Here is a 14,541-nt window from a genome sequence, read left to right as displayed (position 1 = left end):
GCATAAAAAGGAAACGCTTATGGATCGTCGCACGCTTTTGTCGGGCCTGGCCATTATGCCTCTGACTCTGCCGATGGCCGCAAGGGCGGCGCAAATTGGTGAAAACGTTCCGTTTCCGCCGTTGAGTGCGGCGCGCATTCAGGCCCTTCCGGCTCAGGAGCGCGCCGCGTGGAAAACCTATTTTCAGCGCTCAGAAGCGCAAATGGCCGCCGATAAGGCCGCCCTTCGGGCCGAGCGCACAGGCTTAAAGGAAATTCCCGCTGATCCGGACGATGGTAACGGGCAAAACACCATGCCGCTGGATAAGCCCACCGAATGGTACGGCACGGATGAGGCTAAACTCATCACCGCCAATATCTTAAGCTTTCAGACGCCCGCCGGTGGCTGGGGCAAGAACCAGCCGCGCAACGCCCCGCCCCGCGCCCGCGGTCAGGCCTATGTCATCGGCGAAGAACCGAAACGGCCGGTGGGCGATTTCGATATCCCGACCGATCCCAAATGGCACTATGTCGGCACCACCGATAATGGCGCAACCATCCACGAAATCCGGTTTCTGGCCCGCGTGATTGGCTCAACCGGCGATGCGGCGGCTAAGGCCAGCGCGATCAAGGGACTTACCTATTTCCTTAATGCCCAGTTCCCGAACGGTGGCTGGCCGCAGGTCTGGCCGCTGGAAGGCGGCTATCATGATGCCCTGACGCTCAATGACAATGCCATGATTTCGGTTACAGCTCTGATCGGGGAAGCCGGTCGCGGGCAGGGGGATTATGCCTTTGTGCCCGCCGATCTGCGCGTGCGTCTGCTGGCGGCCGAGCGGGCGGCGATTGCAGTATTTATGGCGCTTCAGGTCAAGGTCGATGGTAAGCCGATGCTGTGGGCGCCGCAGTATGATGCCCTGACCCTAACGCCCTGTTCGGCCCGTAATTTTGAGATGCCGTCGCTCAGCTCAACCGACAGCGGGGCATTGCTGATTTATCTGATGACCTATCCCGACCCGACGCCGCAGATGAAGGCGGCGATCAGGTCAGGTGTCGCCGCGCTTAAATCTCTGGCCATCGAAGGCAAGGACTTTACCTATGTCGAGGCGATTGACGCCCGCCGGTTGATCGATAAACCGGACGCCCTGCCGATCTGGGGGCGCTATCTTGACCTCAAGACCCTGCAACCGATCTTTGGGGCGCGCTCAAAGGCGATCTATGATTCCGTGGCCGATGTCGAACTGGGCGGGCGTAAGGGCTACGCCTGGTTCAGCCGTAACCCTCAGCGCGCCCTTAACGCCTTTGATCAGTGGCGTTTGAAGCACCCCTGATTATGGGCGCTCCAGACTGACCCCCATCAGGCCGATGACAACCTCATTGGCCACCGCCTTCACGCTCAGGCTTCTGAGGGTTTTGGACGGATCAAGATCGACGCTAAGCACATTGGCCGCGCCGCCGTCGATCTTTTCACGATCCTTGCGGCCTTTGCTGTCCGGCCCCGGCACCCAGACCTTACCGGTTTTCAGATCGACGCGCACGGGCGCTTCGCCGCACAGGCGGAACTGGTAGTCATCGATGAAATAGTCGCGCTCGATCGGCCACCAGTTGTCGGGGTTGCGCAAGCTAAGTTTTGTGGTGGTTCCGTCGGTATAGGTCACGGTAACCTCGCCATTAGTGATGCGGCTTTGCATATGGTTGGTCGATCCGGCCATCAGCAGATAGGCGCGCTTGGCCTTGCCGGTAAGCTTGACGCTGACCTCATCAGGGTAGTTATCCCACAGGGACGCAAAAGCGATGTTGTTGCCGTCACCCGCCGGCGTTTTGAAATTTAAACCCTTGATCGGCGTTATTTGCCCGCCCGATGCGCGCAAGGCCGCATCATCGATATTGGCCGTGGCATTAACATGACCGGCCCACGCGCCGATGCCCTGCGCCGGCATGGCCAGCGACACGAACGGTGAGCGCGGCGAGCGGTACTTGCCCGGCGCAAAGATCGCCGTGACCTTATCATTAAAGGCCGTGGTGATATCGACCGGTTCGGTCGCGCCGGTGCCGTTCGCCCAGACGGGGGTCTTGACCGGACAGCTTGCAGGGGGCTTCGCCGCAGCCTCCAGCGTGTACCATTCAAACGCGCCCTGACGTTTGGCGCTGAACGGGGCAGTGGTTGCCACGGTTGTGGTTTTGGTCGCGTCAATGGCTTGACCCGACCAAACTATGCGTATTTCGGCGTGCCCGCCCAGCGGGCCTTCGATGCGCAGTTTGGGCGTACCAACGCTTTTGAGAGCCGTCCATTGCACCGGCTGGCCATTGACGGTCACGGCGTTGACGCCATCCTGACGGGCAGGCAGATCAAGCACGACCTTATCAAAGCGGGTCTCAGTCTGACTGACCGTCCAGATATCGGTTTCACCGTCGCGCTTGAACCCGAACGTCAGGTTCGGGTGGGTCAGGCGGGCGTGATCCCACTCGGACGGAAAACCGGGGGTGAGCGTAAGCGTCCGGCTAAGCGCATCAGGCTTTACGCCAAACAAACCCTCAACTACGGTGCGCGACATGACGCCGGAGCCATCGGCAAAGTCACGCTGGCTTTCACGGCGATAGACATCAAGATAGTTCAGGCTGCCGACATTTCCGGGTGCTATGCCCATGAAGAAGCTGGCCAATATGCCACCGCGGGTGATCTCGTAAGCCATGTCGGATCTTCCGGCCTGCCATAGTCCCAGCGCCGTGTGCAGGTTTTCGCCCATGACCACATTATTGATCGACCAGCTATAGGGCATCCAGTCGGTGCTGGGCAGCATCCGGTAGGGGCGGTCGTTGGGCACCCCTTCGCCGGTGACGGGCAGGGGCTTGAAGCTGCGTTCCACATCATAGGCCATGCGGGCGGCCTCAAAGGCATTGGGCACACCGGAATCCATGGTGTGGTAAAAGCTCCAGACGCCATAGCTGGGGTGCAGCATCTGCTGGCCCAGATAGTCTTTGAATTCTCCGAATGCACCGCGATCTTCCATCCACAAGTGGGTTTTCATGGCGCTGGCGATAAGCGTGGCTTCGGCCTCATAGGGGGCCGGGTCTTTACCGATAAGCTGCGCGATACGGGCGGCCATGCGGTTGTGATAGAGGTTGTAGGCGGTGGTATAGGCGACCCCGCCGCCGCTATATTGCATGTCGTCCGAGGCCCAGATGGCGGCATAGGCTTCATAGAGCGGCAATTTATCGGGACCAAATTCACGGCGGAACAGGCGCTGCTCCCACGCCAGATGGCGCTCTAGTGTGGGCCAGACCTCACGGGCGTAATCCAGATCGCCGGTCCACAGGATGTGGCGGAACATGGCGTCGAAAAAGCCGATATTCATATCATAATGGGTGTTGGACAGGTCGCCATTGGTGTGCAGGCCGACCGGATTGCGGGCCAGATTGGTGGCGTCTTCGGCAGGGGCGACCTGATCGGGGATGGGCTGAAGATTCTGTTTGCGCGTCCACAGGTTCAGGTTTTGCCGCGCCCGGTCGTGCCAGCCCAGCGCATCCAGCGCATAAGGCCCGCGCCAGCCCAAAAGCCGTGCCCGCCAGGCAATCGCCCCGTGAGTGATCCCGCCGCCGTTGTCATTGACGTCCCACAGGGCATCGGCGGCGACATTGAGCGCGCCCATAGCGGCATCAAGGTGCGGATCGGGTGTCTCGGTGCGCACACGGTTGCGCAGGGTCTCGAAATGGCGGCGGGTCAGATCAAACTGGGCGGCGAGGTCTTTGGCCGCGTAGGGCGCTATGGTGGTGACGGTATTGGCAGCCGTGCCGGTGTTGCCCGCGGTGACATTGCGGTAATCGCCCAGTTCAGGGGCAGCCCCTTTGCGGGTGACCTGCACCGTCAGGAAGACGGGCTTGTCGCTCAGTTTCAGGTGGCCGACCACGACCTTGATGGCGGCGTCGGGCGATGACGTCAGCAGCCCTACCGGATCAGCCCATGTTTCCGCATCGGCCAACCGGATCGTGGCGGGGGCGGACACTGTGCCGGTCAGGCCCGTATTGACGCTATCGGCGGTAAAGCCCTGCTTGGTCAGGCCGTAGCGGGTGTCTTTGGCATATTCCGGCTTGAACTGGAAATATTCACTGATCGGCACGTTTTCAGTGCCGATGTCGCCGTCGCGCTTACCACGCACGCCATTGCCGCCGCCAAACGCGAACACCAGTTCCGCGCCCTTGGGCAGGGCGTGGCCGGAGGCGCGTACAGATAGACCTTCAACAGAGTGATAGGCTACGACCTCAAGCTCGATCCGTCCATTCGGCCCCAGCAGAGGATCGCGGATGGTGTAGAGCATCTCACCGGGGCGGTAGCGGGTCTCGATGGTGGCGGCATCATTGAACCACTTCACGCCCGATGTGGTGCGCACGCCCAACCGCACATTGCCGCCACGGCCGGGCAGATAGAGCGAGAACTCCGGCTTATCCCCGGCATCGACCCGAAACGCCGTGTGGCCGCCGTAAAGCGCACGGTTGAAATATTCCGCGCCATTGCGAATAACGAAATCGCCGCCCTCTGGCCGGTAGCGCATTGGCGTCGCGACCTGTCCTTCAAGATTTGGGGTAATGCCGCGCGTGGCGGTCGGCACCGCTGATTGCGAGACGGCCAGACCGGATACGGCCAGCCCCGGCACGGTCAGGGCCAGCACGAGGGGGTACAGAGCGATACGCGCACGCAAACCTTTTGGCATCAGACGTTTCCTAATTATTATAGGATGCCATTCTAATTATGGATACAGTGCGGACTCAAGCCCTATAATGGCGATTGTGCGCAAAAGTGATTTTTGCTGATCAAAAAATAGCCCCTCTCTTTTTAGGAAAGGGGCCTATCGCATTCCGCCTTGGGGATGAGCGCCTGAATGCAGTTTGTCTCGGCAGTTTACCAGGAGGCACTGTGTCTTGCCGAGATTGTTTGGTGCAATATGGGACGTTATTCCATATATAGAAACATCGCAAGCGTCATTGTTAAAATGCGGTTTCCCGTTTCCGCGAGGGCATTAGTCTTTAGTCTATCCGTGGAATACTATCGGTGGGGTTGTTATGTTTCTGACTTCCCGCATAACAAAGCTGCTTCTGATCTTGGCAACGTGGGGCAGGGTCGACAATTCGCGGCGGTAAATCGAGTCGTAAGTCTCAAATGAGGCTACGTTCAGGATCATAATAAAGTCGGTATCTCCGGAAACAAAGCTACAGAAAGACATAGACGGACTTCTTAAGACGGCCTGTTCAAAATCATTCAAGGCGTGTTCGGCCTGAGAAGAAAGCTCAATGGAGACTATAACAATAATGCTAAGTCCCAGTGTTTTGTAATTAAGATTAACTGTATATCCTGAAATTATGCCGGATTCTTCTAAAATTTTACGCCTGCGGGCTACGGCAGTACTTGACAGGTTGAGCCGTTCACCCAAAGCCACGTCCGACATTCGCCCGTCTTCGGTCAATTGGCGCAGGATTTTGTAATCGGTAGCATCAAGCCGCTTCGTATCGAAATTCATCAAAAAAATCCTGTTTTAGTTCTGATTTCAAACCATATGGCAATAAATAGACTGAAATTTCCGAGATATTCAACCCATCGTCATGTTAACGTCATGTTTATAAAGTTCCGCGGCGCGTAATTGCCGGCATCAGCCACATAAATATTACAGGAGGAAACCACACTTCGACACATAAGGGGATTTAGTATGTCGAAAACAAGGTTTCCAAAGTTACTAACCGCCACGTCATTGGTCGCATTATTTACCTGTAGCTCTGTATGGGCGCAGGAAGCCCCGGCGCCCGCACCGGATTCCGCTGAGGAAGAGGTGCAGGAAGTTGTGGTGACCGGTTCGCGCGTTGTGCGCAACGGCTTTGCCGCCCCGACCCCGGTCAACGTGCTGGGCCGGGAAGAAATCAAGGCTGAGGCGCCCGCCAATATCGCCGATTTCGTCAACACCTTGCCTTCGGTTAAGGGCAGTGCGACGGCTTCCAACTCTTCGGGGGCCTTGTCGAACGGTCAGGCAGGCATCAGTGCCCTGAACCTGCGGGCTCTGGGGACGGGCCGCACGCTGGTGCTGTTTGACGGCCAGCGTTCGGTGATTTCGTCCGCCACCGGCCTTGTTGACACCAATACCTTCCCGCAGTCTCTGATTGAGAGGGTCGAAGTCGTGACCGGCGGGGCGTCGTCGGCCTATGGTTCCGATGCCATCGGCGGGGTGGTCAACTTTATCCTTGATAAGAAATATACCGGCTTCAAGACGACGGCTGAATACGGCGAAACCGCCGAAGGTGATGCCGAAAACTGGAAGCTTAACGCCACCTATGGCACTGGCTTTGCCGATGACCGCGGTCATTTCCTGCTGAGCTACGAAAAAGCCAAGCAGGAAGGGGTGCATTATACCGCGCGCGACTGGGCTAAAAAAGGCTATTTCTCGATGCGCAATCCCAATACGGCGGCGGGGCAGCCCTTTTATATCGTCTCTGACGGCATTGGTTTATCAAGCCTGACACCGGGCGGACTGATCACGGCCGGGCCGCTGAGGGGCACCTATTTCGGTGAAGGTGGTTCGGTCAACCAACTGACCTATGGCGCGTCATCGGGCCAGTGGATGCTGGGTGGCAACTGGCAGTATCCGACATCGGGTATGCTGGGCACCAACAGTCTGGTGGCGGGTGATGACCGCGACAGCCTATTTACGCGCCTGAGCTATGAGGTCACGCCGTATCTGAACGTGTTCGCCCAGGCGTCTTACGCCAAGTACGAAGGTCTGAGCTATTACATCCAGCCGACCACGACCGGTGTCACGATCCGCTCAGACAATGCCTACCTGCCCGCATCGGTCCGCACCGCCATGACCAATGCCGGGCTTACCTCCTTTGTCATGGGCACCAGCAATGGCGACATGCCGGCGTCGGGCAGCACTATGGAGCGCGAAACCCAACGTTATGTGGTCGGGGCTGACGGCACCTTTGATGCGCTCGGCTTAGGGTTTAAGTGGGACAGCTATTATCAGATGGGGATCACCGATACGGTCGAAGCCCTGACCGATACCTATAATAATGCTCTTCTGACCCTGGCGACGGATGCGGTCTTCCGCCCCGGCACGACTGAGATTGTCTGTCGCTCGACCCTGACCAATCCGACCAATGGCTGTGTGCCGATCAACCGTTTCGGCACAGGTGTCGCCAGTGCCGCAGCGCTTGATTATGTGCTGGGCACACCGACCCGTAAGCAGCGCTTTGAGCAGGACGTGGCGGCGCTCAACTTCTCGACCAGCGACATCATGGGCTGGGCCGGGCCGATCTCTCTGGCTTTCGGGGCGGAGTGGCGTCGTGAAGCGATGGACGGCTTTGTGCCGCCGCAGTACCAGAGCGGCTGGAAGTACGGTAACTTCAAGGTCTCGACCGGTTCCTACGAAGTGGCCGAAGCCTATGTCGAAGCCGTGGTGCCGATGTTCAAGGGCTTTGATCTGAACGCCGCCTTCCGCTATGCGGACTACTCCACATCGGGGCCTGCTCGTCCGTGGAAGGTCGGTTTCACCTATGCGCCGATCGAAGACATCAAGCTGCGCTACACTATGTCGCGGGATATCCGCGCGCCGAACCTGTCGGAGCTTTACGACTCCGGCACGGCCCGCTCCAACTCGGTCGCCATCAACGGCACGTCGGTCGCCTTCGTCCAGAACCTTCAGGGCTCGACCCTGGTGAAGCCCGAAGTGGCCGATGGTATTGGTGTCGGTGTGGTGGTGCGCCCGCGCTTCTGGCCAGGCTTTGAAGCGTCGGTCGACTATTATGACATCGAAGTCGAGGGCGTCATCAGCTTCGTCACCGCCCAGCAGGTCGCGGACTATTGTAACATCAACGGTATCCAGAGCTATTGTAACAACATGATCTATAGCGGCCCGACGCTGCAGACCATCAACCTCTATTATGACAACCTCAACCGTATGCTGGCGCGCGGCATGGATATCGAAGCGTCCTACCGCTTCAATCTGGCCGATGTGTACTCAAAGGCCAGCGGATCTTTGAGCCTGCGCGGTATGGCGACCCACTACATCACCAACATCACCGATGATGGCGTGACGGCCATCGATTTTGCCGGTTCCAACTCGGCGTCAACGCCGAACTGGGTGTACCGCATTACAGCGCTCTATAAGCTTGATCCGTGGACGATCAATCTGACGGCGCGCGGGGTCTCCGACGGGGTTCTGTCGAACGCCTACACCGAATGCACCAGCGCCTGTCCGGCCAGCGTCGCCCCTTACTACACCATCAACGACAATACAGTTGACGGGGCGGTCTATTTTGATGTGGCGGTCAACCGCGTCATTGAGATTGGTGGCGTTAAGGCCGAAGCCTATATGTCCATCAAGAACCTGATGGATAAGGATCCGGTGCTATTGTCCAACCCGTCCAACCTTGGGGCCGAAAACACCCCGGCCTATCTGCAAACCAACCGTGGGCTCTATGATGTCATGGGCCGCGTCTACCGCGTTGGCCTGCGGATGGAGTTCTGATCCGGCGAAGGCCCTGCCGTCCCCTCGGCAGGGCCTTTTTTGTGCCCAGTGCGGGCACACGCATTCCCTTTAAAAACTAACCTATCCTGCGGGAGTAAACGCGTATGAAATTGTCCAGACGTTTAATTGGCGCCCTGATGCTGGCGACCTGCCTGACCGCCCCAACACTGGCCGCTGCCGAAGCCAGCCCCAAGCTGAAAGCCGCCGCGCAGGCGGGGGTCAAGGACCGCGCCGTTCTGGCCCAGCAGATGGTCGATTCGATCTATAGCTTCGCCGAGCCGGGTTTTCAGGAATATAAAACCTCTGAGTACGTTACCGATATTCTGGAGAAAAATGGCTTCACCATTACGCGCGGTGTCGCCGGTATCCCCACCGCCTGGACCGCGACCTGGGGTGAGGGCGGGCCGCTGATTGCCTTGGGTTCTGATATCGACGGCCTGTTGGGCCTGTCGCAGGTGCCCGGTAATCCGGTGATCACGCCGCAGGTTGCGGGCGCGCCGGGCCACGGTGAAGGCCATAATTCCGGTATGCCGCTGGTGGTCGTTGCCGCCTTGGCGGCCAAGGATGTGATGGTGGCGAACAATATCAAGGGCCGTCTGATGATCTGGCCCGGTGTGGCCGAGGAACTGCTGGCGACCAAGGCGTTTTATGTCCGCGACGGCGTGTTCAAAGGCGTCGATGTCTCGATCTTCACCCACGTCAGCAATGATCTGGGTACGTCATGGGGCCCGATGCTGAGCGGTATGGTGTCGGTCGAATATAGTTTTAAGGGCAAGACCTCGCACTCGGCGGGTGCGCCGTGGGCGGGTAAGTCGGCGCTCGATGCCGTGGAGTGGATGGATCTGGCGTGGAACATGCGCCGTGAGCATTTGCCGGTGACCCAGCGGTCGCACTACATCATCACCAATGGCGGCAGCCAGCCCAATATCGTCCCCGGCGATGCCAGCGTCTGGTACTATTTCCGTGAGCTTGATTTCGCCTCCGTGCGCAATCTGTATGAAACCGGCAATACCATCTCAGAGGCGGCGGCGCAGGCGACCGGCACGACCGTGACGCGTAAGCTGCTGGGCTATGCCGCGCCCAACTATGGCAATAAACCTCTGGCCGAAGCCGCCTATGCCAATATGCAGAAGGTCGGTCTGCCGCAGTGGTCAGCGGACGATCAGGCCTTCGCCAAGGCCGTGCAGGAAACCAACGGCTTTAAGGTACAGCCCCTGTCGACCAAACTGGCACCCCTGTCGACGCCGCAAATGCGGGCGGGCATGAACTTTGGCGGCTCAGATGACATTGGCGATGTCATGTGGACGGTGCCGACCATCACCATTTTCTATCCCTCAAACGTGCCCAACACCATCGGCCATAATGTGACGGCTGCGATGGCTATGGCGACGCCGGTTGCGCACAAAGGCGTTGTCAATGGGGCTGAGGTTCTGGCCATGACCATCATGGATATCGTGACGACCCCGTCACTGGTGAAGGAGGCCAAGGCCTTCCAGCAGACTGTGCAGTTCAAGGATGTCAAATATGATCCGGTGCTGACGGCGGAAGATACGCCTGCCATCCACCTTAACAAGGAAACGATGGAACGGATGCGGCCGCTGATGGAGCCGTTCTATTACGATCCGTCCAAATATAGCTCCTACCTTGAGCAACTGGGCGTCAAATATCCGGCGGTCGCTGTGCCGCCGGCCGCCAAAACCAGCAAATAATCATACAGTCTCACGGAGTAAACTTCATGCACATTTCCAAACGCTCACTCATGGCCGTCCTTTTGGCGACCTGCCTGACCGCCCCAACTCTGGCTGCGGCTGAGGCCAGCCCCAAGCTGAAAGCCGCCGCGCAGGCGGGGGTGAAAGACCGCGCCGTTCTGGCCCAGCAAATGGTCGATTCGATCTATAGCTTCGCCGAACCCGGTTTTCAGGAATATAAAACTTCTGAGTACGTCACGGGCATTCTGGAAAAGAACGGTTTTACCATCACCCGTGGCGTGGCGGGAATACCTACCGCGTGGACGGCAACGTGGGGTGAGGGCGGCCCGATGATTGCACTAGGCTCTGATATCGACGGCCTGTTGGGCTTGTCGCAGGTGCCGGGTAATCCGGTGATTACCCCGCAGTTGCCGGGCGCGCCGGGTCACGGCGAAGGCCATAACTCCGGTATGCCGCTGGTGGTCGTGGCCGCTCTGGCTGCCAAAGATGTGATGGTCGCCAACAACATCAAGGGACGTCTGATGATCTGGCCCGGTGTGGCCGAAGAACTGCTGGCGACCAAGGCGTTTTATGTCCGTGACGGCGTGTTCAAAGGCGTCGATGTCTCGATCTTCACCCACGTGGCCAATGAACTGGGCACCTCATGGGGCCCGGCTGGCAATAACGGCATGGTGTCAGTCGAATACACCTTTAAGGGCAAGACCTCGCACTCGGCCGGTGCGCCGTGGGCCGGTCGCAGCGCCCTTGACGGAGTGGAGCTGATGAACGCCGCCTGGAACATGAAGCGCGAGCATTTGCCGGTGACGCAGCGGTCGCACTACATCATCACCAATGGCGGCAGCCAGCCCAACATCGTGCCGGGTGAGGCCAGCGTCTGGTACTATTTCCGTGAGCAGACCTTCGAGTCTATCCGCAACCTCTATGAGACCGGCAACACGATCTCAGAGGCGGCGGCCAAAGCCACCGGCACGACGGTCACCCGCCGCGTTCTGGGCTATGCGGCGCCGAACTATGGTAATAAACCTCTGGCCGAAGCGGCCTATGCCAATATGCAGAAGGTCGGCCTGCCCAAATGGTCGGCTGATGATCAGGCCTTTGCCAAGGCTGTGCAGGAAACCAACGGCTTTGCGCTGAAACCGCTGACGACGAAACTGGCACCTCTGTCGACGCCTGAAACGCGCGGGCCGTCCATGGGCGGCGGGTCAGACGATATTGGCGATATCATGTGGACGGTGCCGACCATCACCATCCGCTTCCCGTCCAATATCCCCAACACCATCGGCCATAACGTCACCGCCGCCATCGCTATGGCCACGCCTATTGCCCACAAAGGGGCGGTCAATGGCGCTCAGGTTCTGGCCATGACCATCATGGATATTGTGACGACCCCGTCACTGGTGCAGTCCGCCAAGGACTATCAGCAGACCGTCCAGTTTAAGGATATGAAATATGATCCGGTTCTGACGGCCGAAGATACACCAGCCATTCATCTCAATAAGGAAACGATGGAGCGTCTGCGTCCGCAGATGGAGCCGCTCTATTACGATCCGACCAAGTATAGCTCTTATCTGGAGCAGCTTGGCGTCAAATATCCGGCGCCTGCGGTTCTGCCAGCGGCCAAGAAATAAGCGAAGCGCATCCCAAAAAGTGTGCAGCGGTTTTTGGATAAGATGCGCGTAAACTTAAAATGTAACTCGGCCCTATCCCCCTTGGTTCTGTCTTTTGGGCCTGATCCGCGCCGGGAAGCGACGGCGCGGATCATTTTTCTGTTTTTGTGATTTTTATCAATGAGGTACGCGGTGCGGCACGCAAATTATCAGGTCTCAACCCTTCTGGCCCTTATCCTTATGGCGTCTGCGCCGGTGCCGGTGCTGGCGCTGGCGCAGACCAAGCCCGCGGCCTCAGCGCCTGCCCCCGGCTGGGCGGCGCAATCGGCGGCCTATAAGCGCCTTGACGGCCTGCTGCCGCTGTTTGTCGATGCGACCGGGGGGCGGGTGTTCATGCAGTTGCCACCCGCCAAGGCTGACGGGGTGATGACGGAGGTTTTGCACCACACCCTGATCAAGGAAGGCATGGGCTCGGCCAGCGTGCGCCCTGAGCGTGGTCAGTTCGGCCCGACCCGCCTTTTGCAATTCCGCAAAATCGGCGGCAAGGTGCTGGCCGAATATAAGACGCCGGAGTTCAAGGCGTCGGGCACGAAAGAAGAGGCCAAGGCCGTCGATGACGCCTTTCCCGACTCGGCGGTCTGGGCCGGGCCGGTGGTGGCAACCCTTGGTGACGGATCGGTAATCGTCGACATCACCGCCTTTCTGACCCGTGACGCCTGGGGGATGCGCGACAGCCTTAACCGTTCAGGGCAGGGCACGTTTCGTGCCGCCCCTGAGCTGACCCTGACCGACACCACAACCGTCAAGGCCTTTCCTGATAATCTTGAGATGGATGCCATATTTACCTTCGCGTCGGAAAATCCGGGCCGTGAAATCAGCAATATCGCCTCTGATCCGACCAGCCTGACCTTTGTCATGCACCACAGTTTCATCCGCCTGCCCGATGCCGGTTATACGCCGCGGGTATTTGATCCGCGCACCGCCGAAAATGATATTCTGATTACTGATTTTTCCGCACCGCTGGGGCAAGCTCTCGTGACGCGGCTGGCGCGCCGATTCCGGCTGGAAAAGACCGATCCGTCGGCAGCGCGTTCCACCGTCAAAAAACCGATCGTGTTCTATGTTGATAATTCCGCCCCTGAGCCGATCCGCAGCGCTCTGGTTGACGGGGCCCTGTGGTGGAAAGACGCGTTTGAGGCGGCGGGCTATATCGATGCCTACCGGGTCGAGGTTCTGCCCGAAGGTGTTGATCCGATGGATACGCGCTATAATGTCATCTTCTGGGCCAATCGCCTGACGCGAAGCTGGTCGTATGGCCAGACGGTCACCGATCCGCGTACCGGCGAGATTGTGCGCGGGGCGGTTATTCTGGGCTCCCAGCGCATCCGCCAGAACATCATCATGTTCGAGACCATGCTGGGGGTCGACAAAACCGCCAAAGGCGGCCCTAACGATCCGGTCGAAATCGCTCTGGCGCGGGCGCGGCAGCTTTCGGCCCACGAAGTCGGTCATGCGCTCGGCTTTCAGCACAATTTTGCCGCCTCCGGCCAAGGCCGAACCTCGGTCATGGACTATCCGGTCGCCAGGATCGACATTAAGGGCGACGCGCTTGATTTTGCCGATGCCTATGGGGTCGGGATCGGTGAGTGGGATAAGTTCTCGGTTGATGCCCTTTATGGTGCTGAGGCTGGCCTGAAAGACCGCATCGATGCCGGGGCCGCACGTCTGCGCTTCCGCGCCGATATCGATGGCCGCGCGGATTCGACCGGCAATCCCTATGCCAGTTCGTGGGACAATGGCGCCGATCCGGTGGCGGAGATCACTCACCTGATGCAGGTGCGCCGGATTGCGCTCACTAATTTTGGCCTGAACAGCCTGCCTGAAGGGGTGGCGGTCAATGAACTGCGCCGCCGTCTGGTGCCGGTGTTTCTGCTGCATCGCTATCAGGTGTCGGCCACCGCCAAGCTGATCGGCGGCACGGACTATGCCTATCCGGTCAAGGGCGGCGGGGCGGAAGCCGTGCTGACGCCGGTGCCGATTTCACAACAATCGGCAGCGCTGGACGCCCTGATTGCCACGCTCAAACCTTCGGAACTAACTTTAAGCGATGTGCAACTGAAACTGCTGGCGGCCCAGACGACAGGGGATGCCGATCCGCAGTATGAGACCGAGATTTTCGGCAGCCGCATGGGCCGGTCATTCGACCCGGGCGTGGCCACTGAAACCGCCGCCGAAGTGACCCTGTCGGCCCTGTTTGCACCCGAACGCCTCAACCGGCTCGCCGTCGCCGAAGTGCGTGATGGTGAGGCGCTGAAGCTGGAGGCCGTGCTCGACCGCGTCATATCGGCGGTGTTTGCTCCATCGGTTGCAACCCCGATGGAAGCCGAAGCGGCGCGCAGGGTGCAGATGCGCACCGTGCTGATGCTGGCGCGCCATATCAATGGCGTGGCGCTGGGCACAACACCGGGCGCGATTGCCGGGCGCAATGACGCGGTGCTGTCACCGGTCGCGGCAGCGGTGGTCTCAGGCCGACTCAAGGCGCTGGGGAGTAAGCTCAAAAAAGCAAAGTCGAAAGACCCGCTTCAGGCCGCGCAGGACGCCTGGCTTTCGGAACTGATTGCCGATTCTGAGGCTATGAAGACGCTTCTGGCCAGCGGGCGCTATGATGTCCGCATTCCGCCCGGAGAACCGATTTAGAGTGCCTATCTAGACCGAACAATCTATGTCATGATCAGTG

At 59.1% G+C, this 14,541-nt stretch carries 7 protein-coding genes; 5 read left to right on the top strand and 2 right to left on the bottom strand.

The window, feature by feature from the left end; genetic code table 11:
• The first annotated feature begins 19 nt into the window (after positions 1-19).
• A complete protein-coding gene (pelA, locus tag PQU98_RS06655) occupies positions 20-1,309 on the top strand; it encodes a pectate lyase (protein WP_272744121.1) in 1,290 nt (429 codons plus the stop codon).
• Here pelA and PQU98_RS06650 read toward each other — a convergent pair whose 3' ends face one another.
• Both PQU98_RS06650 and PQU98_RS06645 read right to left on the bottom strand, forming a co-directional pair.
• Positions 1,310-4,687, bottom strand: a complete 3,378-nt coding sequence (locus PQU98_RS06650; RefSeq protein ID WP_272744120.1) for a DUF4450 domain-containing protein — start codon at positions 4,685-4,687, stop codon at positions 1,310-1,312.
• 318 nt (positions 4,688-5,005) lie between these two features.
• The gene (locus tag PQU98_RS06645; RefSeq protein WP_272744119.1) at positions 5,006-5,491 is read right to left on the bottom strand and encodes an Lrp/AsnC family transcriptional regulator; all 486 of its coding nucleotides are present in this window, start codon (positions 5,489-5,491) and stop codon (positions 5,006-5,008) included.
• 186 nt (positions 5,492-5,677) lie between these two features.
• Here PQU98_RS06645 and PQU98_RS06640 point away from each other — a divergent pair, with 186 nt between their 5' ends.
• The 4 genes from PQU98_RS06640 to PQU98_RS06625 all read left to right on the top strand — a co-directional run bounded on the left by PQU98_RS06640 (position 5,678) and on the right by PQU98_RS06625 (position 14,501).
• The gene (locus PQU98_RS06640) at positions 5,678-8,488 is read left to right on the top strand and encodes a TonB-dependent receptor plug domain-containing protein (protein ID WP_272744118.1); all 2,811 of its coding nucleotides are present in this window, start codon (positions 5,678-5,680) and stop codon (positions 8,486-8,488) included.
• 104 nt (positions 8,489-8,592) lie between these two features.
• Positions 8,593-10,197, top strand: a complete 1,605-nt coding sequence (locus PQU98_RS06635; RefSeq protein WP_272744117.1) for an amidohydrolase — start codon at positions 8,593-8,595, stop codon at positions 10,195-10,197.
• 26 nt (positions 10,198-10,223) lie between these two features.
• Positions 10,224-11,825: an amidohydrolase gene (locus PQU98_RS06630; protein WP_272744116.1), complete on the top strand. Its 1,602-nt coding sequence runs from the start codon at positions 10,224-10,226 to the stop codon at positions 11,823-11,825.
• Positions 11,826-11,996: 171 nt separating this feature from the next.
• Positions 11,997-14,501 (top strand): zinc-dependent metalloprotease, encoded by a 2,505-nt coding sequence (locus tag PQU98_RS06625; protein WP_272744115.1) that lies wholly within the window; start codon positions 11,997-11,999, stop codon positions 14,499-14,501.
• Positions 14,502-14,541: the final 40 nt, after the last annotated feature.

This window comes from Asticcacaulis machinosus (assembly GCF_028550435.1).
GTDB lineage: Bacteria > Pseudomonadota > Alphaproteobacteria > Caulobacterales > Caulobacteraceae > Asticcacaulis > Asticcacaulis machinosus.
This window is presented reverse-complemented; position numbering and strand designations above follow the sequence as displayed.